This is a genomic window from Magnetovibrio blakemorei (assembly GCF_001746755.1).
In the GTDB taxonomy this organism is placed as follows: Bacteria; Pseudomonadota; Alphaproteobacteria; order Rhodospirillales; family Magnetovibrionaceae; genus Magnetovibrio; species Magnetovibrio blakemorei.
In genome coordinates this window covers 1-21,679 of the sequence record NZ_MCGG01000033.1, presented here as the reverse complement: position 1 = coordinate 21,679, position 21,679 = coordinate 1, and the positions used below count along the sequence as shown (strand labels likewise).

The 21,679-nt window shown below is 51.8% G+C and carries 20 protein-coding genes; 16 read left to right on the top strand and 4 right to left on the bottom strand.

The features are described 5' to 3' along the window. Window positions 1-1,231, bottom strand: a 1,231-nt coding sequence (locus tag BEN30_RS10820) for a cytochrome D1 domain-containing protein (protein WP_069958367.1), incomplete at its 3' end; no start/stop codon positions are given. A gap of 479 nt (window positions 1,232-1,710) precedes the next feature. Between BEN30_RS10820 and cobA the strand changes: the two genes are divergently transcribed. From cobA to BEN30_RS10775, 9 genes are read left to right on the top strand one after another with little or no spacing between them, the layout of a single operon-like run. Next, window positions 1,711-2,511: a uroporphyrinogen-III C-methyltransferase gene (cobA, locus tag BEN30_RS10815; protein ID WP_069958366.1), complete on the top strand. Its 801-nt coding sequence runs from the start codon at window positions 1,711-1,713 to the stop codon at window positions 2,509-2,511. Beyond that, complete coding sequence (locus BEN30_RS10810) at window positions 2,465-2,839, top strand: c-type cytochrome (protein WP_084005406.1); 375 nt, start codon at window positions 2,465-2,467, stop codon at window positions 2,837-2,839. The genes cobA and BEN30_RS10810 overlap by 47 nt, the downstream gene beginning before the upstream one ends. A gap of 35 nt (window positions 2,840-2,874) precedes the next feature. Continuing rightward, window positions 2,875-4,044 carry a cytochrome D1 domain-containing protein gene (locus tag BEN30_RS10805; RefSeq protein WP_069958365.1) on the top strand — a complete coding sequence of 390 codons (1,170 nt, stop codon included), beginning with the start codon at window positions 2,875-2,877 and terminating at the stop codon, window positions 4,042-4,044. Window positions 4,045-4,089: 45 nt separating this feature from the next. Continuing rightward, window positions 4,090-4,539: an AsnC family transcriptional regulator gene (locus BEN30_RS10800; RefSeq protein ID WP_069958364.1), complete on the top strand. Its 450-nt coding sequence runs from the start codon at window positions 4,090-4,092 to the stop codon at window positions 4,537-4,539. Further along, window positions 4,536-5,054: a siroheme decarboxylase subunit beta gene (gene ahbB, locus BEN30_RS10795; protein ID WP_245649041.1), complete on the top strand. Its 519-nt coding sequence runs from the start codon at window positions 4,536-4,538 to the stop codon at window positions 5,052-5,054. The genes BEN30_RS10800 and ahbB (BEN30_RS10795) overlap by 4 nt, the downstream gene beginning before the upstream one ends. Next, window positions 5,032-5,499 (top strand): Lrp/AsnC family transcriptional regulator, encoded by a 468-nt coding sequence (locus tag BEN30_RS10790; protein ID WP_069958363.1) that lies wholly within the window; start codon window positions 5,032-5,034, stop codon window positions 5,497-5,499. Before ahbB (BEN30_RS10795) ends, BEN30_RS10790 begins: the two co-directional genes overlap by 23 nt. Beyond that, on the top strand, window positions 5,496-5,987 hold the full coding sequence (gene ahbB, locus BEN30_RS10785; RefSeq protein ID WP_069958362.1) for a siroheme decarboxylase subunit beta: 492 nt from the start codon (window positions 5,496-5,498) through the stop codon (window positions 5,985-5,987). The genes BEN30_RS10790 and ahbB (BEN30_RS10785) overlap by 4 nt, the downstream gene beginning before the upstream one ends. Before the next feature lie 11 nt (window positions 5,988-5,998). Then, on the top strand, window positions 5,999-7,207 hold the full coding sequence (gene nirJ, locus BEN30_RS10780) for a heme d1 biosynthesis radical SAM protein NirJ (protein WP_069958361.1): 1,209 nt from the start codon (window positions 5,999-6,001) through the stop codon (window positions 7,205-7,207). Beyond that, a complete protein-coding gene (locus BEN30_RS10775; RefSeq protein WP_069958360.1) occupies window positions 7,204-8,757 on the top strand; it encodes a cytochrome D1 domain-containing protein in 1,554 nt (517 codons plus the stop codon). The genes nirJ and BEN30_RS10775 overlap by 4 nt, the downstream gene beginning before the upstream one ends. Before the next feature lie 34 nt (window positions 8,758-8,791). Here BEN30_RS10775 and msbA read toward each other — a convergent pair whose 3' ends face one another. After that, a complete protein-coding gene (gene msbA / locus BEN30_RS10770; RefSeq protein ID WP_069958359.1) occupies window positions 8,792-10,570 on the bottom strand; it encodes a lipid A export permease/ATP-binding protein MsbA in 1,779 nt (592 codons plus the stop codon). 199 nt (window positions 10,571-10,769) lie between these two features. After that, complete coding sequence (locus BEN30_RS10765; protein WP_139134983.1) at window positions 10,770-11,567, bottom strand: class I SAM-dependent methyltransferase; 798 nt, start codon at window positions 11,565-11,567, stop codon at window positions 10,770-10,772. A gap of 319 nt (window positions 11,568-11,886) precedes the next feature. Here BEN30_RS10765 and BEN30_RS10760 point away from each other — a divergent pair, with 319 nt between their 5' ends. Then, window positions 11,887-13,668, top strand: coding sequence for a hypothetical protein (locus tag BEN30_RS10760; RefSeq protein ID WP_139134982.1), 1,782 nt, complete (start codon window positions 11,887-11,889; stop codon window positions 13,666-13,668). Here the strand turns inward: BEN30_RS10760 and BEN30_RS10755 are convergent. Further along, window positions 13,641-14,828: a glycosyltransferase family 9 protein gene (locus BEN30_RS10755; RefSeq protein ID WP_170827030.1), complete on the bottom strand. Its 1,188-nt coding sequence runs from the start codon at window positions 14,826-14,828 to the stop codon at window positions 13,641-13,643. The genes BEN30_RS10760 and BEN30_RS10755 overlap by 28 nt on opposite strands. A 26-nt stretch (window positions 14,829-14,854) precedes the next feature. Here BEN30_RS10755 and BEN30_RS10750 point away from each other — a divergent pair, with 26 nt between their 5' ends. The 6 genes from BEN30_RS10750 to BEN30_RS10725 all read left to right on the top strand — a co-directional run bounded on the left by BEN30_RS10750 (window position 14,855) and on the right by BEN30_RS10725 (window position 21,653). Then, window positions 14,855-16,252 (top strand): B12-binding domain-containing radical SAM protein, encoded by a 1,398-nt coding sequence (locus BEN30_RS10750; protein WP_084005404.1) that lies wholly within the window; start codon window positions 14,855-14,857, stop codon window positions 16,250-16,252. 280 nt (window positions 16,253-16,532) lie between these two features. After that, a complete protein-coding gene (locus tag BEN30_RS10745) occupies window positions 16,533-17,987 on the top strand; it encodes a glycosyltransferase (protein ID WP_069958354.1) in 1,455 nt (484 codons plus the stop codon). A 3-nt stretch (window positions 17,988-17,990) separates the two neighbouring features. Beyond that, a complete protein-coding gene (locus BEN30_RS10740; RefSeq protein ID WP_069958353.1) occupies window positions 17,991-18,740 on the top strand; it encodes a class I SAM-dependent methyltransferase in 750 nt (249 codons plus the stop codon). A gap of 101 nt (window positions 18,741-18,841) precedes the next feature. Beyond that, entirely contained in the window at window positions 18,842-19,333 is a 492-nt protein-coding gene (locus tag BEN30_RS10735) for a hypothetical protein (protein ID WP_139134980.1), read from the top strand. 68 nt (window positions 19,334-19,401) lie between these two features. Further along, on the top strand, window positions 19,402-20,271 hold the full coding sequence (locus BEN30_RS10730) for an FkbM family methyltransferase (RefSeq protein ID WP_069958351.1): 870 nt from the start codon (window positions 19,402-19,404) through the stop codon (window positions 20,269-20,271). A 2-nt stretch (window positions 20,272-20,273) separates the two neighbouring features. Then, window positions 20,274-21,653 (top strand): hypothetical protein, encoded by a 1,380-nt coding sequence (locus BEN30_RS10725; protein WP_069958350.1) that lies wholly within the window; start codon window positions 20,274-20,276, stop codon window positions 21,651-21,653. Window positions 21,654-21,679 lie beyond the last annotated feature (26 nt).

The following is a 21,679-nucleotide window of genomic DNA, read 5'->3' as shown; positions in this document are numbered from 1 at the left end:
GATCGGCAAAGACGTAAGGCGAGTTCGGATGCGTGCGAATGAACAAGCCAGAACCTTCGGTTTCGGTCTTGTAGCAAATCTTCCATGCATTGTCCGGATGACCTTTGGGATCGTTGCCCCAAACGGTGATCTTGCCTTCGCCCAAGTGGACGGTGCCGCCCACAGGACCGCATTTCGGATCGACCCAGTTTGCGCCCGGTCCCGGGTGCGGCTTGGTGCCGGTTTCGATAGAAGCCACAAATTTCCGTGTTTCGGAATCCATGATTTCCATGCGGTTAGACGCATTCGCAGCGATTTGGAAATACCGCTGTGTCGGGTCAAAGAAGCCATCGTGCAGGAACTTGTGAGAGTTGATCTGTTCGATGCGCAGGTTGTCGAGATCGGAATAATCGACCTGCCACAGCTGCCCCAGTTCCTTGACGGCGACGATCCACGTCGGTGCATTCGGTGTGTTGTACACCGCAGCAACGCGCGCTTCGTTGACGTATTCGCCATCTACGTTGACGCCACGGGTTGAAACCACTTTCAGAGGCTCCATGGTGACAGCGTCAAGAATGACGAAATGCGGCGGCCAGTAACCGCCACCGATGACGTATTTGTCTTTCCACTTACCATAGTGGGAAACAGCAACGTCACGGGCATCAGATGCGACTTGTGTTTCGGCGACCACCTGAGGCGGATCCATCCACAAATCGATTTTGGTCATCTTGCCGTCACGGCCCTGGGTGTACCAGAAGCGTCCGTCAGATGATTCTTTAGCGACGTGAACCGCGTAGCCGGTGTTAACCTTGGTCACGATTTCTTTGGTGTCGCCGTCAATGATGCCCATTTTGCCAGCATCACGCAAAATAACGACAAAGAAGTTTTGCCAATTGCGTCCGTGCATGGGTTTTGTCGGATAGTCTTTGGGCTCGATATACACTTTCCAGCGCTTTTTCATTTCTGCCAAAGACATTTCCGCAGGCGGAGGAACATCCATTTGGATGTACGTTGCCAACTTTGTGATCTCTTCTTTGCTGAAGGTATCGTCAAAGTTGTTCATGCCGCCTTCGGTGCCCAGAGTGATAATTTTCTCCAGACGTTCTTGGCCCAGCTTCTGTGTGCTTTTGGGCTCAAGATTTTTACCCGTCGCACCTTTGCGCAACGCGCCGTGACAACCAGCACAGCGCTGGAAGTAAAGGACTTTTGCTTCTTCGAATTCCTTTTCGGAGAGTGTCGGCCCTGCGGCCATGGCTCCCCCCCGAACCCAACAGGAATGCTCCTGCCGCCAAACTAATGGCTGAAAGGGACAATGCCAACTTCATTGATCTACCCCTGTCCAATTTGGAACGGCCCACAATACCAACGCCCCAAAATGAGTTTCCCTCCGAATCGTGATCTTTGATTGTTTACATTCACGAAACGCAACGCTCGGATAATTCCTTGCGCTGAGGGTATTATCGGGGGCAATACGGAGGAGGGGCCTTGACGAGTGTCAAATGCACATTAAAAAAAGGGATATGAAGGGTTTTGGGGGGCGGAGCGGATAAAAGAGCGTTCACACGACTTTATATATAGGGCTATAAATCATGAGGCTTCATTTTGTGCAGAGGTGATTGACGGGCGTCAATAACCCTTTTGTGAACATGTGTCATATTTTTATGAGGCGCACTTCTTGGGTGCGAAGGGTTGGGAAACGTTAGATACGTTGTCAGGACGGAGCACAAGACCGTGGGCAAAACGAAGAGCTGTGTCTATTTGGTGGGCGCTGGGCCAGGTGATCCTGAGCTGTTGACGCGCAAGGCGTATCGGGTTTTGGAACAAGCTGACGCCGTGGTCTATGACCGCTTGGTGTCTTCTGAAATCGTCGATATCGTGCCACCGGGGTGTACGCGTATATTTGTCGGCAAGGCGTCCGGCAATCATATTCTCCCCCAAGATCAAATCAATGAATTGCTGGCCAAATTGGCGCGCACCAACCGCACAGTGGTGCGCCTAAAGGGCGGTGATCCCTATATTTTTGGACGCGGCAGCGAAGAAGCCATGCATTTGGCGCGTCACAATGTGTGTTTTGAAATCATTCCCGGCATAACCGCAGCGGCGGGCATCAGCGCCGCAACCGGGATTCCGCTCACCCACCGCGGCATTGCCACGGGTTTGCGCTTCGTGACCGGTCATGGCAAAGGCGACGATGATCTGGATTTGGACTGGCGTTCGTTGGCGGACCCATCAACCACATTGGTGATTTATATGGGCCTGGCCAAGCTGCCGGAACTCAGCCGTCGTTTGATTGCGGCGGGTTTGTCGCCAGACACCCCCGCTGCGGCGATTGCCAATGGCACCACGGCACAGCAACGCCAATGTCTTTCGACCTTGGAAAATCTTCCCTATGCCCTGGGTGACCTGGATTTTACACCGCCTGTGTTGTGTCTTATCGGTCGCGTGGTCTCGTTGGCGCATGAGCTGAATTGGCAGGGATTGTCTTATGAAACACTGGGACTTGAAAGTCTGGACGCCAAAGCCCGTGCTTAAGCTGGGGGCTTTTTATGCCGTCTTGGCCTTGGTGACGGGTTCGGTCGCTGCGGCGGCTGTGGCGAAAGACATTTCACCGGAACGCAAAAACGAGCTGCGGTACGTCTTGGAACAAGACTGCGGGTCTTGCCATGGCTTGACCCTGAAGGGCGGGCTAGGATCGCCGTTGTTGGCGGGCAAGCTTACTGATCGCGATGCGACGGATTTGGCTTCAATTATTTTAGACGGTGTGCCGGGAACGCCGATGCCGCCGTGGCGTCCGCTGATCCAGCCACATGAAGCGTTGTGGTTAGCGCAAATTTTGAAATCGGGAGATCTTGGTCAATGAAGGTGTGGGCAACTTCAACAAGATGGTCGTTAGGCATGAAAATGAGCTTAACGGCTGGTTTGGTCATGGGTGCGCTTGTTGCATTCAGCGCCTCTCATCATGCAGCGGCGGATGAATTGCGCGGCACGGGCGATATGGGCTTGGTGGTGGAACGCGCCACTGGGTCCCTTTTGGTGGTGGAAAACACCACCCGTACACAGTTGGCGCGGGTCGAAGGCCTGGGTGATCTCAGCCATGCCTCCATCGTTTACAGCCGCGATGCGCGCTATGGATATGTCTTTGGCCGCGATGGCGGGCTGACCAAGGTCGATTTGCTGACGGCGAAGATTGACGCCCGGGTTATCCAGGCGGGCAATGCCATTGGCGGCGCCATTTCTCAAGACGGTCGCTTGGTCGCGGTGTCGAATTATGAGCCGGGCGGGGTCAAGGTGTTTGATGCGAAAACCTTGAAGTTGGTGGCGGATATTCCCACGGGCTCCAAAACGGTGGGTTTGGTCGATGCGCCAGGAAACCGTTTTGTCTTTTCATTGTATGACGAGGGCGCGATTTGGGTCGCCGATATGAGCGATCCGCATACGCCCAAAATCACCAAGTTTGAAAATGTCGGCACGCAACCCTACGACGGCCTCATTTCGCCGGATGGCCGCTATTACATTGCGGGGCTGTTTGGCGAAGACGGCATGGTGATGTTGGATTTGTGGAATATTGATAAAGGCCCGGTACGCATTCTTGACGGTTATGGACGCGGCGAAGAAAAACTGCCCGTTTATAAAATGCCGCATTTGGAAGGCTGGGCCATGGCCAACGGCATGGCGTTTGTCCCGGCCATTGGTCACCACGAAGTTTTGGTCGTCGACACCACAACCTGGAAAGAAGTGGCACGCATTCCCAGCCACGGTCAGCCGGTGTTTGTCATGGCGCAGCCCGACGGTCGCCAGGTGTGGGTCAACTTTGCCTATCCATTGAACGACACCATTCAAGTGATCGACACACAAACGCAAAAGATCATCAAAACTTTGACGCCGGGAAAAGGCGTTTTGCATATGGAATTCACCCCGCGTGGTGAAGATGTGTGGATGAGCGTGCGTGATTTGGATCTGATCAAGGTGTTCGACACGGCAACGTTTGAACAATTGGCAGAACTTCCTGGCCTAAAGCCCAGTGGTATCTTTTTCACCTGGCGCTCTGGGCGCATCGGTCTTTAAACGTTTGTCGGCGGTCTCGTAGATAAGGCCAAGGGAAACCATTCAATGGACGATATAGATAAAGCCTTGCTCAACGATTTCCAGCGTGACTTTCCGTTGGTGGCGCGTCCTTATGCCGAAATCGGTGCGTGTCTGTCCATGTCCGAAGACGAAGTGATTGAGGCTTATGCCAACTTGGCGGAGCAAAAATACATCAGCCGCATCGGCGCGGTCATTGCCCCCAACCAAGTCGGTGCCAGCACCTTGGCGGCAATGCGCGTGCCCGAAGACCGTTTGGCAGAGGTCGCAGAATTTGTGACGTCGTTCAGCCAAGTCAATCACAATTACGAACGCGAACACGATATCAATTTGTGGTTTGTGGTCGCTGCGGATGATGTCTTGGAAGTGGGCGAAGTGCTGAGCCGGATTGAGGCGGAAACCGACCTTGAAGTTTTGAACCTGCCCATCATTGAAGACTATCATTTGGATCTTGGTTTTAAGTTGGAATGGGCATGATCGAAATCAGCATCGAAGACCGGACCTTGATTGAACTGATTTGCGACGGCTTGCCGTTGGCTGCCCGGCCCTATCAGGTTTTGGGCAGTCGCATCGGCATGGCGGAGACGGAAGTGATTGAACGGCTGCGGAACTTGATTGATGGCGGTGTGATACGGCGTTTTGGCGTGGTCGTACAGCATCGTCGGTTGGGCTATACCGCCAATGGCATGTCGGTTTGGAATGTACCCGACGAGCGGGTTCGCGAAGTGGGTGAGCAGATGGGCCAGTTTGAATATGTGACCTTGTGCTACCAGCGTCCGCGCCACGCTCCGTCGTGGCCGTATAACCTGTTTGCCATGGTTCACGGCGCGGCCAAGGATAAGGTTCTCGAGCAAGTGCAAACCATCGCGGAAACGCTAGAGCTGACACATGTTGAGCGCGACGTGCTGTTTAGTCGTCGTCAGTTCAAACAATGCGGCGCGCGTTATGGCTGCAAGGGAAAGGTTGACAATGAACCGTGCAAAACCGCTTGAGCTCGATTCCTTGGATCGGGCCATCATCAACGCGTTGCAAGGTGGATTTCCCATTTCCGCACACCCTTACGCGGATGTTGCCAAAGACTTAGGGCTAGAAGAACAAGACTTAATCGATCGCTTGCGTCGGTTGTTGGACGATGGCGCGCTCAGCCGTTTCGGCCCCATGTACCACGCCGAACGTTTGGGCGGAGGATTGACCCTGGCCGCCATGAAACTCCCCGATGAGGCGTTTGAACGGGTCAACGCTATCGTCAACGGCTTTGAAGAAGTCGCGCACAACTATGCGCGTGATCATGAACTCAACATGTGGTTTGTGCTCGCCACTGAAACACCTGAGCGCATCGCCGAAGTCATAAATGAAATCGAAACCGCCACCGGGCACACGGTTTACAACATGCCCAAGTCGCATGAATTCTACGTTGGCTTGAGGTTGGAATTATGAGCGCTTCAAATGCCATCGATGAATTCGACCGCGCCATCATTCGCGCCACCCAGGCGGGACTGCCGTTGACCCACGCCCCGTATGAAACGGTGGGTCAAGAGGTTGGGTTGACGCAACAAGAGGTCATGGCGCGTATGGCGCGCATGCTTGATGACGGCATCATTCGCCGCATTGGCGCGGTGCCCAATCACTATGCGTTGGGGTTTCTCGGCAACGGCATGACCGTGTGGGATGTGGACGATGAGGCGGCACAGGACTTAGGTGTCGTTATTGGCAACTTGGATTTTGTCAGCCACGCCTATTTGCGGCCACGTCACAGGCCCCATTGGCCCTATAACCTGTTCGCGATGGCGCATGGCCGGGACCGAAGTGAAGTCGCAAGCAAAGCCGAAATCATTCGCACGCTGCTGGGGGAACATTGCCGGAGTGGCGAAATTCTGTATTCCACGCGCATCTTGAAAAAAACCGGTTTACGGTTGGTGGGCTGAAAGAGGGCATCATGTTTCGCATTACAAAGTTTTTGCACGAAATCGATTCACCGACTCCGGTCGGCCTGCATCGCAATCCGCCCGGTCCGGTGGTGATTTGGAACCTGACCCGACGCTGCAATCTGACCTGCAAACATTGTTATGCATTGGCGGTGGACAAACATTTCCCCGGTGAATTGACGACGGATGAGACGTTCCACGTTTTGGATGAGCTTAAAGCCTTTCGGGTGCCTGCCGTCATCTTGTCGGGTGGAGAGCCCTTGTTGCGCGACGACATTCACCAGATCGGCGCACGGGCGAAAGCAATGGGGTTTTACACGGCGCTGTCGACCAACGGCACCTTGATCGGCCCCGATGACATTCAAGAGATTGAAGATATTGGTTATGACTACATTGGAATTTCCATCGATGGCCTGCGCGAAACCCATGATCGTTTTCGCCGCCTGGATGGGGCCTTCGATGCTTCCATGAAGGCGATCCGCTTGTGCGTCGAACGTGGCCTCAAAGTCGGTTTGCGCTTCACCATGACCCAAGACAACGTTGATGAGCTGGATGGGGTCATGGATCTGTTGGACGCGGAAGGAGTCGAGCGGTTTTACTTTTCCCATCTCAACTACGCCGGACGGGGCAATCACAACCGCCGCGATGATGCCTTTTTCGCCATGACCCGCACGGCCATGACAAAATTGTTTGAACGCTGCTGGGGGTATATCCAAGCCGGACAAACCAAAGAATTCGTCTCCGGCAACAACGATGCCGACGGCGTGTTTATGTTGAAATGGATTGAACAGAATTTCCCCGAACACGCCCAACACATGCATGACAAGTTGGTGCAGTGGGGCGGCAATGCATCGGGCGTCAACGTCGCCAACATCGACAACATCGGCGATGTGCATCCCGACACCATGTGGTGGCATCACACCTTGGGCAATGTCCGAGTGCGCCCGTTCGGCGATATTTGGAGCGACACATCCGATCCTTTGATGGCGGGGCTGAAAGCATTTCCGCGCTCTGTCAAAGGGCGCTGCGCGGTTTGCGCACACTTTGATATTTGCGGCGGCAACACCCGCGTGCGAGCCGAACAAATTACCGGCGATCCGTGGGCGGAAGATCCCGGCTGCTATCTGGACGACGCGGAACTGGGCATTGATCCGGGCACGGTCGACCGGGTTGCCTTGACCTCATACTCTAAAATCAAAACTGTGGAGCCAGCGCTATGATCAAGACGATGTGGGCTGTTTGTGCCTTGAGTATCATCGCTGCGGGAGCGGCTTTGGCCGACGACACCGCAAGCTTGTACAAGCAGCATTGCTCTGAGTGTCACGGGGTGACGCGGTTGGGTGGTATGGGCCCTGCGCTGTTGCCGGAAAATTTAGGCCGATTGCGCAAAAAGGAAGCGTTGGAAGTGATCCGTACGGGCCGGGCGGCCACGCAAATGGCGGGTTTCGCCGAAGTGCTGAACACGGATCAAATTGCCGCCTTGGCGGACTATATCTATCAGCCCCCCGCAGAGACTCCCACCTGGACAATGGCGGACATTGAAGCCAGTCACGAAATTCTCATGCCGCTATCTGACTTGCCGGACAAGCCGCTGCACAGTTCCGATCCACTGAATTTGTTTGCCGTCGTTGAAGCGGGCGATCATCACGTCACCATCTTGGATGGCGATGCGTTTTTGCCGCTGTGGCGGTTCCCATCAAGGTTCGCCTTGCATGGCGGAGCCAAGTATTCCCCCGACGGGCGGTTCATGTATCTGGGCTCTCGCGATGGCTGGGTCAGCAAATACGATTTGCACAGTTTTAACATCGTTGCGGAAATTCGTGCCGGCATCAACATGCGCAACATTGCGGTCTCGGGCGACGGGCGCTATGTGATGGCGGCGAATTACTTACCCCATACGTTGGTGTTGTTGAATGCTTCGGACTTAAGCCCGATCAAGACAATCGACGTGGTGTCCAAGGATGGAAAGTCTTCACGGGTAAGCGCGGTTTACACCGCTCCGCCGCGCAACAGTTTTATCGCGGCCTTGAAGGACATTCCTGAAATTTGGGAAATTGATTATTCGGATAATCCTCGCCCGGTCGCGCGTGGGGTCGTGCACAGTTGGACACCGGGCCATGAGGAAGGCGAGTTCGACTTCGGACCATTCCCGGTGCGCAAAGTCGTGCTTAAAGATTATCTCGACGATTTCTTTTTTGATCAAACCTACGAACATGTGGTCGGCGCGGCTCGAGACGGGAAATCTGGCCAAGTGGTGAATTTGGACGCGGGCCGCAAAATTGCCGATATCGATCTGGCGGGTATGCCCCATCTGGGTTCGGGCATTACCTTTGACTACAAGGGCCACGCGGTTCTGGCAACGCCACACCTCAAAGGCGGGGTGGTGAGTGTCATCGATATGCAAACCTGGAAGACCATCAAAAAAATCGAAACCTTAGGTCCGGGATTTTTCATGCGCAGCCATGACAACACGCCCTATGCCTGGGTCGACGTGTTTTCCGGTCCCGACAAAGACGCTTTGCACGTGATCGACAAACGAACCCTGGAAATCGTCAAAACCATCCGTCCGCAACCGGGCACCACGGCGGCTCATGTGGAATTCGACCGATACGGCAAACACGCCTTGATCAGCGTGTGGGATATGGATGGTGCCTTGGTTGTTTATGATGCTAAAACGCTGAAAGAGGTTAAACGCTTGCCGATGAAAAAACCCGTGGGCAAATATAACGTTTACAACAAAATCACCTATGAAGCGGGCACCAGTCACTGACGAAGCTGTGCGGAGGGATGACGGAGATAAGACCCTACTGGTCTTGATCTGTTGTCGTGAACTGCAATTGGTACAAGTTCGCGTAGATGCCGCCTTTGTCCAGAAGCTCACTGTGGGTGCCTTGTTCCGCAACGCGTCCCCGGTCCAAAACATAAATCAGGTCCGCGTCCACCACGGTGGACAGGCGGTGGGCGATTACCAAGGTGGTGCGGTCTTTCATCAATGTGCTGAGCGCCGCTTGGACGTAGCGTTCAGATTCCGTGTCCAGCGCCGAGGTCGCTTCGTCGAGCAACAAAATAGGTGCATTCTTCAACATGGCGCGGGCGATGGCCAAGCGTTGCCGCTGACCGCCTGACAAACGCACGCCGTGTTCGCCGACCATGGTGTCATATCCATCGGGCAGCGCTTCGATGAAATCATGGGCAGCGGCGTTGCGCGCCGCATCCTTGATTTCGTCAAAGCTGGCGGCCTCGCGACCATAGGCGATGTTGTTGCGCACCGTGTCGTCGAACAGCATCACGTCTTGGCTGACCAGAGCGATGGCACCGCGTAGCGACTTGAACGTCACGTCGCGCACGTCCTGGCCGTCGATGAGTAACGACCCGGCCGTGATGTCGTAAAAGCGCGGTGCCAGATTCATCACCGTCGATTTGCCCGCACCCGATGATCCCACCAGTGCCACCATTTTACCCGCAGGTACGGTGATGGAAACGTTATCCAGCGCGACTTCAAGATCGCCATGCACGCCTTCGGCCTTGGGATAGGTGAAGGAAACATGGTCAAATTTGATTTCGCCGCGGGTGACCTTCAACTCCGTTGCATTTTCACGCTCGGTGATGCGATTGGGGTAGTCCAAGGCTTCAAAAGTGCGCTGTGCGCCCGCCATGCCTTCTTGAAGGGTCGCGTTCACGTTGGCCAAGCGCTTCAGCGGTTCATAAGCCAACAGCAAGGCGGTGATGAAGGAAAAGAACCCGCCCGGATCGGTGGCGTTTTCAATCACCCGGTAGCCGCCATAGATGATCACCGTGGTGACGGCGACACCGCCCAGAGTTTCCATGATCGGGCTGGACAGCGCGCGGGTGCGCAATTGCTTGAAGGCCAGGGTGTAGATTTTGTTGACCAAAGTCGCGATGCGATTGCGCTCGTAATCTTCCATGCCGTAGGCTTTGACCACGCGGATGCCTTGAAAGGTCTGTTCCAAGGTGGTGGTGAACAAGCCCATTTCGACCTGGGTGTTGATGGTCACTTTGCGCATGCGCCGGCCAAGCTTGGCGATGGGAATAATGGAGATGGGGAAGACGAAAAAGGCGATGAAGGCCAGCTCCCAATCCTGGATGAACATCACCCCAACCAGTCCCACCAGTGACAATACATCCTTGCCAAAAACGGTGATGCCATGGGTGACGGCTACGCGCATGGAGCCCACATCAATGGTGTAGCGCGACAACAAAGATCCGGTTGAATTGTCGTGAAAGTAGCCAAGCTCCAAGCTGGTCATGTGCTGGTACAAACGGTTTTGCATGTCGGCGACGATCTTCAGTCCGACGTGCGCCATCAGCGTCGATTGGGTATAGTTGGACACGCCCTTGATGGCAAATGTGGCCAATACAGCGGCGCCGATCAGCCACAACATTTGGCGATCGCGGGCGATGAAAATTTCGTTGACCACCGGCTTCATCAACCACGCGCTGAGCGCCGTCGCCCCTGCCATCAAGGCCATGAACAAGACCGCCAACAAAAGCTTGCCAAGGTAGCCACGAATGGCTTCACGCCACAGGCGAGCCATCAAGGTGTGCGTGGGGATATAGGTCATCAGTTTGGGATCACAAATAGGGGTCAATGAATGATAAAGGCGTGAGGCACCTTATCACGGCAAAGACGGCTGAACAACGCCCGCAATGCCTTCATTTGCAAGGGGATAGAGGCGTTCTGTCGGCTGAAATGACGACCTTGAGCGGCGCGGGTCAGTGTTATAAAGCCAGCACAATGAGGTTTGAACAAAATATACGCACTCATTTCCCCGGGTGGGGAGGCACCCGCGCGAGGGCATTGAGACCTGAGGCGACGATCTGCATCGGTCGGGACAACGGGGCGCGGGGAAGAAGTCGTTCGAGAACCTTTAGGGCCGGGGTGAAAAGGGGCACCGGAAACTGTTTGAAATGGCCGATGATGTAGCCGAGGCTGAGGACCTTCTGTCCAGGGCTTAAGGTGATATCTTGAAAACCGCAGTCTTTGAGAAGTTGACATATGGTTTGACGGTTAAAATAGAACAGGTGTTCGCGTTTGAACTCGACCCAGTAGCGTCCCATGAGGCGTGCGGATAGGCTGTCGAGGCTCGGCACCGCGATGAAAACGACTCCACTTGGTTTTAACAAGGTGCGCACGTACTGCATAAACGACTTTGGATTGCGCACATGTTCGATCACATCGGCCAGCACGATGATGTCGAACTGCCCGGCCTTAAAATCTGCCTCTTCAAGCATCCCGGCACGTGCGCGGTCTTCGCCAAGGGCCGCATTGGCCGTGGCGACGGCATCGGTGGAAACATCAATGCCTTGGACGTCGAAACCGGCAGCGTGGGCCTCAAGCAGAAAGTTTCCCAGGCCGCAGCCAACTTCCAACATGTGAGGGTGGGTGTCTGCGGCAACGCGCGCGCCAATGTAGGCGCTGATTTCCGCCAGTTGCAATTGTGCGGTGCCGCGTTTGAGGGCGTTGCCCTGTTCGAGGAGAGAATCTTCATCGGAGCCGATGAAATACGTTTCGCCGTAAATGGCCGCTAAGGTTTCATCGTCGGGCTGGGGGTTGAGCATGACCAGACCACATCGGCCACAGCGCACGACCGGCGTGCTTTGAAAAGCGAACCAAAATCGCAAGTTCTTGTGCTGGCACTGGGGACAAGATGACAGGTTCAAAACGCTATGCTCGCTTCACTGGGGCCATATAGGGGGGCCGTAAGGGGGGCAAAATACAATCTGCGGGAAATCCTAACCGATTTTTTATCGCATGTTGACACCTTCATCGCTATCCCTATTACTGGAAATGAGAGGATGAAGGACTGTCATGAGTGCCCGCGCGGAAAAAATTTCGAAGACCATAAACGACTTGGCGGTCCAAATGCCCAGGAGGTTTATGATCCTTCTCGCCTTATGTTTTGTGGCAACGCTCGCGGCCGCCGGAGTGGCGGCGGTGGCGTTGTTGTCCGGTCCCATTGGGGTTGAGCTGCAAAAGCCCTTTTTGTCCACGCCCGTGTCGCGGCTGGTGGCCTTGCAAATCGCCGCATCCTTAGCCCTTATTCTTTTTGGCGGATTTTTGACCCTGTTGGTGAACTGGCAGGGGGCGCCAAAGGGGCTTCATGCGGTGTGCGGTGCCGGGTGGTGGCGGCATGTCGCCCGCTCGTTGCGTTGCCAAAATGCGCCTCAGCGCCCGGCGTTATTTTGGGCCGGGGTGGGGTTGGTTGCGTTGCTGGTCAATGTGGCGATGCTGGTGGATTTGCCCGTTATGGCTTTCATTGAGCCCGATACTTTGGGCTACCTCAAGCCCAGTGCGGTGCGTTCCGGCGGTTACATGCTGATCATCAAGGCGGTGGTGGCCGTCAGTGGCGATCTGAAATGGATTGTGCCGGTGCAGCTCAATGCCATGTTGGCGTCGTTTGCGGTGCTGGGGTGGACGGCGCGCGGGGTGTTGCGCAGTCAGGCTGCGGGGGGCATCGTTGCGCTCGCGCCGATGCTGAGCTCTGGCTTGTTGATCCTTGCTCCCACCGTGATGACGGAGGCCTTTTTCGTCGTTTTCCTATGTCTGCACTTGGCGGCCGTTTTGAGCGTCATTCAGCGACTGACTTGGTTCAATATAAGTATGGTTGGTTTGACGTTGGCGCTCATGATCGTTGTGCGGCCCAACGGCATTTCATTTTTGGCGGGCGTTCCCTTGTTGCTGTTCTTTTTCAAAGACCGTTGGCGCATGGTTTTAACGGGAACGCTTGGCCCCGTTTTGTTGGTCGTATTGGCGCAAGGCATGGCGCATCAGCACACATTTGGTTTTTTTGGTTTGCATAAATTTGGAGGCATTTCCTTAGCGGGTGCGGCGGCACCGCTGATCCGGGGTGATATGCCCAGCGCCTATCCGGATCTGGCCCAAGACTTGGAAGGCCGTTTCAAAGGCTATTACGTGGACTTTCCGCCCTTTGAAGAGCGCGATTATCCTTTTGAAATGGCGCATGTGGCCTCCTTAACGGCGGTGGGGGCGATTTTTAAGCAAATCCTCCCCGCCATACGCGCCAAACTCAATTTACCGGAGCCCCAAGTTGTGGCCTTGGAATATGATCCACGCCTCAACGCCATCTCTGGGTCTTTAGGGCTGTCGGCGATCCAAAATGATCCCTGGGGCTTTTTCAAAATTGTCACCAGCAATTACATTGCCAACTGGCACATCACATTGCCGGTTCGGGTTCCGATGGCGATTTATTATCCGCGCAGTCTGGATATTGCCCAGGGCGTTGTGGAACAAGACCCCCAATTGCTTTCCCAGGTCATGGACCCAGGCGCGTACCAAGACCCTGCACGGGCGGAAGAGATCAAGAAGGTCGGGGGTGCCGGCATTCGCCCCATCGAATGGCCGCGCCTTGTCATTGGCGTGTTCCAGTTGGCCTTGGCGTATCTGGCGTTTTTTCTGTCCATGGGCGGTTTGTTGGCCATCTTCAAACGCAAGGCCGCCGCAGATCGGATGTATCGGGCTTTGGCGTATAGCGCGTTGGTGCTTCAGGCGGGCTATGGCCTCATCAGCATCGGAAACGCATCGTTCGTGCGCTACACGGTGGCGTTTGATCCTCTGGTCATCTTACTTTTGACCATCGGTGCGGTGATGGGGCTGCGCGCCATTTTTGCCGATCAAGGTGCGGAAAGTACGCCGTCGTAAGCGGTGCAAATGGCCGTAAAGGCGTCTTCGACACGGGTTCTTTCCTGACAGATGGGCGAAGGATGCCAGCATTTCAGGTGCTTGCTTTGTTCAATGTTGATGCATGGGGAACAGCTTAAACTTTGGTGAAAGACCAAATGCCCATCTCCAACGGGACCATAAAGGACAGGCGTTTCCGGTCCGAAAAAACCGACAATGGGCGCGCCCACAGCCGCCGCAACGTGCAGCGGACCGGAATCATTGCTGATCACCAGCAGGCTTTCCCGGCAAATTTGCGCCATGGATTCCAAGTTCAATTGGCCTGCCGTATTGAGCGCTTTTGCCCCTTGGGCTATGGCGTCATCGACGATGCCTTGCACATAGTCTTTTTCCCCAGGCGCGCCGATGAAGATGCAACTGACATCGTATTTCGAACTGAGCCGTGCGGCCAATTGGGCAAAACGGTCCGGCAACCAACGGCGCTCATAGGCCAATTCGCCCGCGTTTGCATTGATGACAATAAATCGAGGCTTGTTTCCCCTAAGGTGTTCTAAAACGGCGCGGGCATCTTTTAACAGCTCGGGATGTACAGAAATGGATGGAACCAAGGCGTCGGTCGTTTCTGTTTGGCCAAAGGGCTCCAACAAGCTGAAGAAATTTTTGGTTACATGCCAGTAGGCATTAAACGGCACACGGTGCGAAGGGATGTCTCCGCGATAGACCCCCCGAGAATGAAAGCCGATGCGCATCGGTGCCCACGATGCCAGCGATACAACAGCCGAGGCGCGGGTGTAAAACTCCATATCAATGAGGACGTCATAGCCGCCCTGAAAAGTCTTGATCAAACAGGCGCTAAAGGCGGCAATCGCAGAAAAGATGTTACCGCCAAGATTCAGGAAATGGACTTGATCCAGTTCTTTCATCATCGCTGTAATTTCGCGGTTGCTCGATAATGTCAGCAAATGAATTTCTGCGTTGGGGAACCGCGCGCGGGCAGCGCGCAAAAAAGGGGTGGCGAGAACCAGGCTGCCGATGCCAAAAAACTTAATCACCAGAAGCTTTTGCACCTGATCGGGGGTTGGGTCTTTGGGGCGCGGGATGAATTTGGCTGGTAAGTGCAACAGGGCACAAACTATACTGCCAAAAATCTTCTCAATGTGCTGAAGCGAGGCAAGGCTCACGCCTTTTCGCTTATGAGGCTGATCTGATGAATGCGACACGCTCGGTACTGCTCCTGAACCCACCGGGGCAGAACATCTACATCCGGGATTACTATTGTAGCAAACTCTCGCGTACGGGCTATACCTTCCCGCCGATTGATTTGCTGCATATGGGCGCGGTGTTTAATGCCCATGACTGGACCACTCAGGCCGTCGATGCCATCGTCCAGGAATTGGGCGTTGAAGAGACCCTGGCAATAGTCGAGCGCTCATCAACTGACGTCATTTTTATCCTCGTCGGTGCGGTCAGCGTGGACGAAGACGCGGCGTTTCTGAGGGAACTTCGCCTTCGCGCCCCCAAGACTGTGCTGATCGGCAGCGGCGATGTGTTGCGCGAGCATGGCAAAAAATGGGTTGAAACAGGCCTTTTGGACGCAGTGACGCTGGATTTCTGCTCGCCATCGTCCGTGCGCTACGCCCAGGGCGAGACGGCGGATCTGGAAGACCTGATCTATAAAACGAAAGAGGGCGTGATTGAGGGGCAGGTCAGTTCCGGAAAGGCGATGAGCGTCGGCTTGCCGCCCCATGAATTGTTCAAGCCCTTTCCGTATCGCTTTCCCTTCGCCTATCGCCGCCCCTTCGCCAGCCTGCTCACCGATTACGGTTGCCCCTATCGCTGTTCGTTTTGCGTGATGGCCAGCCTGCACTATCACACCCGACCGTTGGATGAAATTGCCGCCGAATTGGCTCACCTGCAGGCTTTGGGCGTGCGTGAATTTGCCTTGTGGGACCAGACGTTCGCCGTCAACCGTGCTCGGGGCTTGGAATTTCTCGATCTTTTGCCCGAAGGGGCTGACGGGTTCGGTTGGACCTGTTTCACCCGTCCCGACTGCGTTGATGCGGAGCTGGCAAACGCCATGGCGGCCAAGGGCTGTCACACCGTGATTATGGGTGTGGAAACGGCCAAGGCGGAATCGCTTGAAGCCATTCAAAAGGATTTTTCCACGACCGACATGAAAACGGCGTTCACCGTGTGCCGTCGGGCCGGCATGGAAACCGCGGCGACGGTCATTGTCGGATTGCCCGGGGAAAGCATTGCCGACATTGAGGCGACCATGGATTTTGTTTGCGACTTGGACCCGGATTATCTCTCTGTCCATACCGCCATCCCCCGTGCCGGGACCAAGTTGCGCCGTCAGATGGTGGCCCAGGGGCTGGTGTCGGCAGACTTGGCGAATATGGACCAAAGCGGTGAATCGGGCGTCATTTCCAGCGACACCCTGGACCCCAAAACGATCATGGCGATGCGCAAGCGCTTTAACCGGCGCTTTTACCTGCGGCCCAAATTCCTCGTGAGAACCGTGTGGAACAACCTCAAAAATCCGGCGCGGCTGATTGAGCATGTGCGTCAGGGGCTGACGTTGTTGAGCAATAACCGGGGGTGATGCTGTTGTCTCAACGATATCGCGATCCCTAGACGTATTGCGTGACAGCTCCTTTATCTGCTGCAGATTTGACATTGATGTGCTCCCCAATGCATTCTCAGGGTGGTATGGTAAGTGTCAAATTATATTTTCACCTGATCCAAATGGTTCAAATATGACTGATTTTGGGTATACCATAAAAATAGTTTGGCGCCACTTTAGCCGTTAATAATTTGATATATAATATAGATATCATTAATTACTCAAATTATAAGCGGTAAAAATATAAAGAATTATCATCATGAAAACTTCTCTTCACCATCCTCATGTTATCAGCCCGCGAAAACAAGCAGTACATGAGTTATCTGAGAAAAATGTCTCAAATCGCGATCTGTGGATAAAAAAGAACGCTTTTTTTTATCATGAAGACCATCAATACTTTCGCTTTTTGGTTTCTGAAAAACAAAGAGTTCTCGAGTTGGGCTGTGGCAACGGAGATTTACTTGCCTCTCTCGATCCTGCATATGGCATGGGTATTGACTACAGCCAAAGCATGATCGATAGCGCCAAGAATAGACATCCAAATCTTACGTTTTTTGTTGGTGATATTGAAAATCTAGATGTACTGAAGCAAATTCAAGGACCGTTCGACGCGATCATTTTGGATGATACCATTGGCGATTTGGAAGATGTTGTTCACACTTTCCTTAGCTTGCATGCTCATTGCACACAGGATACGCGGATTGTTGTTGCATACCATTCTCCCCTATGGCGTCCAGTACTACGACTAGCTGAAAAATTTGGCTTGCGGATGCCAACTGTAGAGAAAAATTGGTTGACCTTAGGGGACATCAGAACTCTGCTGAATTTGGCAGATTTCGAAATTATTCGAAGTGAATGGCGACAGATCATGCCATTAAAACTTTCCGGTATTGGCAGATTTCTAAATCGGTATGTCGCCACAATGCCCATTATTCGTACGCTATGTCTTCGCAATTATGTGATTGCCCGCTCTCTAAAGCAGCCCTCACCAAATTATACTAGCTGTTCTATTGTCATTCCTGCGCGCAATGAAAAAGGCAATATAGAAAATGCGCTCTTACGTTTGCCGGAATTTTGCAAAAGTACAGAATATATTTTTGTCGAAGGGAATAGCTCGGATGGTACGTTGGAAGAAATGTATCGGGTTCAAAAAGCCTATCCTGAAAAAGATATTAAAGTCATGGTGCAAGATGGAATTGGCAAGGGTGATGCCGTCCGCAAGGGATTTGCACATGCTACAGGAGAAGTTCTGATAATTTTAGATGCAGACTTGACCACTCCACCCGAACAAATCCCACTGTTCTTCGAGACTATAGCGTCGGGCAAAGGGGAGTTTATCAACGGAACGCGTCTCATATATCCAAGGGAAGATGAAGCTATGCGATTCCTTAACAACATAGCCAATCACATTTTCCCGCGAATTTTCACATGGCTTCTCAATCAGCACTTTACTGACACCTTGTGTGGTACAAAGGTAATCAGCAAAAATCACTATGAAAAAATCGTCTCAAATAGAGCTTATTTTGGCGATTTTGATCCGTTCGGTGATTTCGACCTCATTTTTGGAGCATCTAAGCTTAATCTGAAAGTGGTTGAAGTCCCTGTGCGCTACGCCAGCCGTACTTATGGCGAAACGCAAATTTCACGTTTCACCCACGGATGGCTTCTGCTTAAGATGATTGTATTTGCATTTAGAAGACTTAAGGCTTTTTAACACATGGTCCATGGCCTCACAAACGAACTAGAAAAACGTCATGCAATATGGATAAAAAAGCCTGTCTTGAGAGTTGTTTATAGCGATATTTACGCCCGCATCATCTCACAATGTGCTCAGGGAAAACAAATCCTTGAGGTGGGCGGAGGGACTGGAATTGGAAAAATATTTCTGCCCAATGCCGTAACATTGGATATTGTTTCCAGCCCTTGGACAGATGTTGTTGGGGATTGTCATTTATTGCCTTTTCCTGACGAAAGTCTGGATATTATCGTTATGGTGGACGTCTGGCATCACCTGCAATATCCCATCGATTTTCTGAATGAAGCCGCTAGGACCTTAAGAAAGGGTGGGCGAATTGTCATGGCAGAACCAGCGATTACTCCCTTCAGTGCATTTTTTTATAAATGGCTTCACTATGAGCCTTTGGAACTGAACGTTGATCCTTTCATTAGATATGTTGATAATCCGAATAGAAATCCATTGTTCGATTCTAACCAAGCAATCCCGACACTTCTTATGGGCCGCTACCGGCATAGATTAGAACAAGAAATTGAGCAGTTAAGTATCATTAAGAATGAACACTTTAGTTTATGGGCTTATCCCCTTTCTGGGGGGTACCGCAGTTGGTCGCTGGTGCCGAGTGTTTTGGTTCGGCCTTTATTGAAATTGGAGAGGCTGTTGGAGCCGTTTGTAGGGCAATTAATTGGATTTAGGCTTCTTGCTGTATTCGAAAAAAATAAATACGATTGACATATTATTTGCGGATACGGAATATTATTTATGATAATCCAGTATTACCATGTAAATGTGCTTAACAATAAAATACGATATATCTCTGCGGGGTTATGAAGATGTACCAAATCACGATCTGGAAAAAAGAAGGTCGGTATTTCGGCGAGATACCAGAACTGAACCTACTCGCTAGTGATGATGACCCAACTGCACTGGTCAAATGCCTTGAAGAAGCTGAGGTAAAGCTTTCGGAATCCTATCAACAAGCGGGACGCCAACTCGCGGCCTCACAGCTCTCCCACAAAGAAAATCGTCACGCCTTTAAGGCTCCTCTTGCGTTCTTTGCGGTTAAGACCAGTATTGTCGCCATTGCCGCATCTATCGTCATAGTTATCGCAATCGACACCCTTTCCGATCACGTAAGAAACGGTTTTTTTGATGGTGCCCTTGGCCCATTTCATCTGATCACTAAGATTGGCACACGCTTAGAAAGCATGTCACCTCAAGTTAAAGAGAAGAACCTCAAAGACTTGGAAAGAGTAGTTCAAGAATTAAAGCCTTATATGGAGCGTATGCGCCCCTTAGTTATTTCAGACAGTTGCAAGAAGTAAGAAAAATAGTTTAATCAAAAAGAAGACAGGCTTTTTTAGAACCGACAGCTTGTCAGATGGAAAGTTCAATGCATCTGTCGACGCGAAGAAAAATACAATTAGCCATAGCCTTACAGCAGCCTGTTATATGGTTTATGAAAATGTTAAGACGGGGGCCTTTGGTTAAATGTTCACGGGGGGGGGTGAACTGGGAATTAGACCTCCGCGAAGGGATAGATTTTTCTATATTTCTGCTGGGGTGTTTTGAACCTTCGACATCCAAAGCATTGGCGATACTTGTTCAAAGTGGTTATTACGTCATTGATATCGGGGCAAATGTTGGCGCGCATACTCTACCATTAGCGTCTTTGGTCGGCGAGCAAGGCAAGGTTATTGCATTTGAGCCAACCCGGTACGCATATTCTAAATTAGAAAAGAATGTCTTTTTGAATCCACTTCTAAAAGAGCGAATTTCTGTCCATCAATACATGCTGGCCGATCATATGAGAGCTCATCTAGAAGAAGCCATTTTTAGCAGTTGGCCTCTTAAAATGGAAGCCGGACTACACTCTATTCATGGAGGACGTGAAATGTCGACAGCGGGCGCTGATGTTTCAACTTTGGATTATTTCTTTCAAAAAAACAACGTACCGCGTCTTGACCTCATTAAAATGGATGTGGATGGTCATGAATGTACGGTCATCAAAGGAAGCCAAAATACGCTCCAAAAATACATGCCCACGATCGTTATGGAATTTGCTCCTTATACTTTGAGAGAAAGAGGAGAATCACCATCCGAGTTATTAGATCTTTTGAAACCCTACGGGTATTTATTATTTGATGAAAAAACGGGTGTGCAGTTACCCTGGTCATTTGAAGAATTGTCAGCTTTGGTTCCAAAGGGCGGAAGCCGGAATATTATTGCGGCGATATCCTCACCATTTGCGGGTAAAGAATAAAAATGACTTTTCACACCTTCTCCAATCTCACTGGGGCTTATGATGACAGAAGTGTAAGTAAGCGTTTCTGGTTATTGGTTGTGCTCCTCGCCACAATCTCGGCATTAGTTCATTTTTATGCTGCATCGTGGTTTGATATTAGCCGTCAACACGATCCATCCAAGCATTTTTCAGTGCTCACCGGGGTTGTGAATTTTGAGGCATTCCCCTCATATAATGGCCCGTACTATTACATACTTGTGGCATTCGTTTCTGCCCCATTTGCGGCTCTCTACCGCATGCATCTAATTAGCGAGCTCACCTTTGTGACGCTGAGTGTTGCGTGGAGCGGTTTTGTTTTTCAAGTGGTGTATATTATAGGCAATTTTATGTTTGCTCGGGTGCTGCGTTTTAGCGTGTCAGAGCAATTTTTCTTTGTGGCGTTTTGTATTTTGTTACCCCCGGTACAGCGCTCATTTTCTATGCTTCGACCTGAGAACTTTATTCTTACGTTGACACCTTTCGCCTGTGTCCTTCTGATCACTTGGTGGCGGGCCATACAAAGTGGTGTACCAACTCTGCGCTATCCTGCCCAATACCTTACTTTGGGTATATTAAGCTTGATTGCAGTCCAGAAAGTCAGCGGTTTGCTCCTGGCAGGCGCGTTATGGTTTTTTCTTTTTCTTTGTTCTCGAGGTTCCCTATATTTTAGAGTTCGACAGTTGCTGCATCCGACCCTTATTTTGGTGGCAATGATTTTGTCTCTTTTGACCATTGATAAACTTGCATCAGGTGTATCAATTTTCGAGCATCCTGCGAACGAGCAAGAAGATTATCTGCATACACCCAGTATTTCAGTATTTACATCCGTTAGTATCGTCAATGCTTGGGAAAAACCTCTACGGAATAATCAAGCTGGATCCATGATCAATATTTTACTTATTGATATGTTTGCTGATTATTGGCAGTACGGGATTCTCCAAAGTCATGGCCAATCTGCACAATGGGATATGTTTCGGGCACGCACTGGAATTACGGTGTCCATCGTTTTCTTCTGCATTTATTTTTTGTCACTTATAATTCTGTATAGCTCAATCGTTCGCACGCCCCAGTGCAGTAATATTCTGCGTGAAAGAGCTCTATTATCCACTCTTTTTTTCTTGGGAATTGCGGTTCTGGTCATAGCGGGGAGGACGTATTACATGCCAACGAAATTCGATACCATAAAATGGGAATACATTATCATGTTCATCCCTTTTTTGATGGTTCCCCCCGTAAACATGCTGTCGAAATGCAATAACACTTTAAAGCGTTGGATCGTTATTCCAGCACTATGTGCTGTTCTTTGCTTTGCAGTATTACAGAGTGTGTGGATTAGCCCAGATTTGGCGTTTACTGGATAGTCAGCCACTTACATTTACAGTGTTGG

Bases quoted from the DNA above. Each gene is read 5' to 3' on its own strand.
- BEN30_RS10810 (WP_084005406.1), top strand. From the start codon at position 2,465: ATGAAACACTGGGACTTGAAAGTCTGGACGCCAAAGCCCGTGCTTAAG.
- BEN30_RS10805 (WP_069958365.1), top strand. From the start codon at position 2,875: ATGAAAATGAGCTTAACGGCTGGTTTGGTCATGGGTGCGCTTGTTGCA.
- BEN30_RS10800 (WP_069958364.1), top strand. From the start codon at position 4,090: ATGGACGATATAGATAAAGCCTTGCTCAACGATTTCCAGCGTGACTTT.
- ahbB (WP_245649041.1), top strand. From the start codon at position 4,536: ATGATCGAAATCAGCATCGAAGACCGGACCTTGATTGAACTGATTTGC.
- BEN30_RS10790 (WP_069958363.1), top strand. From the start codon at position 5,032: ATGAACCGTGCAAAACCGCTTGAGCTCGATTCCTTGGATCGGGCCATC.
- ahbB (WP_069958362.1), top strand. From the start codon at position 5,496: ATGAGCGCTTCAAATGCCATCGATGAATTCGACCGCGCCATCATTCGC.
- nirJ (WP_069958361.1), top strand. From the start codon at position 5,999: ATGTTTCGCATTACAAAGTTTTTGCACGAAATCGATTCACCGACTCCG.
- BEN30_RS10775 (WP_069958360.1), top strand. From the start codon at position 7,204: ATGATCAAGACGATGTGGGCTGTTTGTGCCTTGAGTATCATCGCTGCG.
- msbA (WP_069958359.1), bottom strand. From the start codon at position 10,570: ATGACCTATATCCCCACGCACACCTTGATGGCTCGCCTGTGGCGTGAA.
- BEN30_RS10765 (WP_139134983.1), bottom strand. From the start codon at position 11,567: ATGCTCAACCCCCAGCCCGACGATGAAACCTTAGCGGCCATTTACGGC.
- BEN30_RS10760 (WP_139134982.1), top strand. From the start codon at position 11,887: ATGATCCTTCTCGCCTTATGTTTTGTGGCAACGCTCGCGGCCGCCGGA.
- BEN30_RS10750 (WP_084005404.1), top strand. From the start codon at position 14,855: ATGAATGCGACACGCTCGGTACTGCTCCTGAACCCACCGGGGCAGAAC.
- BEN30_RS10745 (WP_069958354.1), top strand. From the start codon at position 16,533: ATGAAAACTTCTCTTCACCATCCTCATGTTATCAGCCCGCGAAAACAA.
- BEN30_RS10740 (WP_069958353.1), top strand. From the start codon at position 17,991: ATGGTCCATGGCCTCACAAACGAACTAGAAAAACGTCATGCAATATGG.
- BEN30_RS10735 (WP_139134980.1), top strand. From the start codon at position 18,842: ATGTACCAAATCACGATCTGGAAAAAAGAAGGTCGGTATTTCGGCGAG.
- BEN30_RS10730 (WP_069958351.1), top strand. From the start codon at position 19,402: ATGCATCTGTCGACGCGAAGAAAAATACAATTAGCCATAGCCTTACAG.
- BEN30_RS10725 (WP_069958350.1), top strand. From the start codon at position 20,274: ATGACTTTTCACACCTTCTCCAATCTCACTGGGGCTTATGATGACAGA.